This window comes from Parasphingomonas frigoris (genome assembly GCF_036663815.1).
Taxonomy (GTDB): domain Bacteria; phylum Pseudomonadota; class Alphaproteobacteria; order Sphingomonadales; family Sphingomonadaceae; genus Sphingomonas.
On the sequence record NZ_JAXOJQ010000056.1, the window covers coordinates 1 to 1,239 of the forward strand.

At 59.3% G+C, this 1,239-nt stretch carries 2 protein-coding genes; one reads left to right on the forward strand and one right to left on the reverse strand.

Translation table 11 applies throughout. The features are described from left to right. Window positions 1-22: 22 nt before the first annotated feature. Window positions 23-919, reverse strand: a complete 897-nt coding sequence (locus U1872_RS22415) for a lytic transglycosylase domain-containing protein (RefSeq protein ID WP_332795072.1) — start codon at window positions 917-919, stop codon at window positions 23-25. Window positions 920-1,032: 113 nt separating this feature from the next. Between U1872_RS22415 and U1872_RS22420 the strand changes: the two genes are divergently transcribed. Next, on the forward strand, window positions 1,033-1,239 hold a 207-nt coding region (locus tag U1872_RS22420), incomplete at its 3' end, for a DUF8534 domain-containing protein (protein WP_503655204.1).

The following is a 1,239-nucleotide window of genomic DNA, read 5'->3' on the forward strand; positions in this document are numbered from 1 at the left end:
GGAGGTGCTCGATCGGTTGAAATCAGAACTGCGCTAACGTCACCGCACGGGAATAACCCTTGGAAAGTGTCGACATCGTTGACGGCGAACCCATTGGAGAGGTGAGCCGCGACCAGTTGGCGATAATGTTCGTCACATAGGCCTGCGTCTCAGTGATTCGTGGCACCAACCCTCCGCGTACGCGCCCAGGTCCTGCATTGTACGCGGCAAGGGCAAGGTGGACTTGACCGAAATGGTCTAACTGCTGGCGGAGGTAGCGGGCTCCACCGCGCATATTCTGAAGGGGATCATACCGATTTACGCCTAGGCCGACCGCAGTCCCTGGCATCAACTGCGCGAGGCCGTAAGCGTTTGCGGTTGAAGTCGCGATCGGGTTGTACCCGCTCTCGCGAATTATCATGGCGTCAAACAATCCCGTCGGAATGCCATGCTCGCAAGCGACCGCGCTCATCATGCCATAATAGGCGGCGCGGCGTGCTTCTGCGCTACGCGCGAGAAACCCCGACGGACGATAAGCGAGCGGAGCGCAACCGGCTTTGAACGAGATCGGCTGGACAGTGGTCCCCCCGCGGAGCCAGCCCGGAACTTGGATCGACGAGAAGGCTGCGATACCAGCCGTTTGCTGATTCAATACAGGGGCAACCGCCGGGGTTGCTCCGGAGGCTGCCATCTCCTGCTGCATTCGGAACTGGACGTAGCGACGACTGAGATCATGTACCTGGAAAGCGTCGGGCAAAGGAGACGCCTCGTTCATCGAGGCCAAGACGTTGGGCGAGGATGCCGCTTCCGCGATCGGCAAGCTTCCTGTCATCGAGATAAGCTCGACCTTTCGGAGGGCTGCCCCTCTTGTCGCAGCACCGGCTTGCGAACCGACAATAAGACCGGCGCAAAGGCCAGCAACAACGAGTGGATAACGCACGGAAAACCCCAAGCGAAGTGATATCCAAGAGTTGAGATCATGCGATTTACGCTTGTCAAGACCACCAGACCTGCCGAAACTGCCTCGACTAAGCGCCTGAAGGGCACTCGAGCATGTGGTTGATCCACCGCGAAACCGACGGAAAAAGCAGGGACAGGATCCCGCTGCCAGCACCCCTGCACGAGGCGCTAGTGCGCTGGTATGTCGGTGAGGGTTCCTTCCATGACGAACAAGCGGGGGTCACTCTCGTCCAAAATGCCAGGATAGGTCATCGTTGGATCGCCTGCGGGTGCCTTGGCCCGGATAGAGCCCCTCCTATC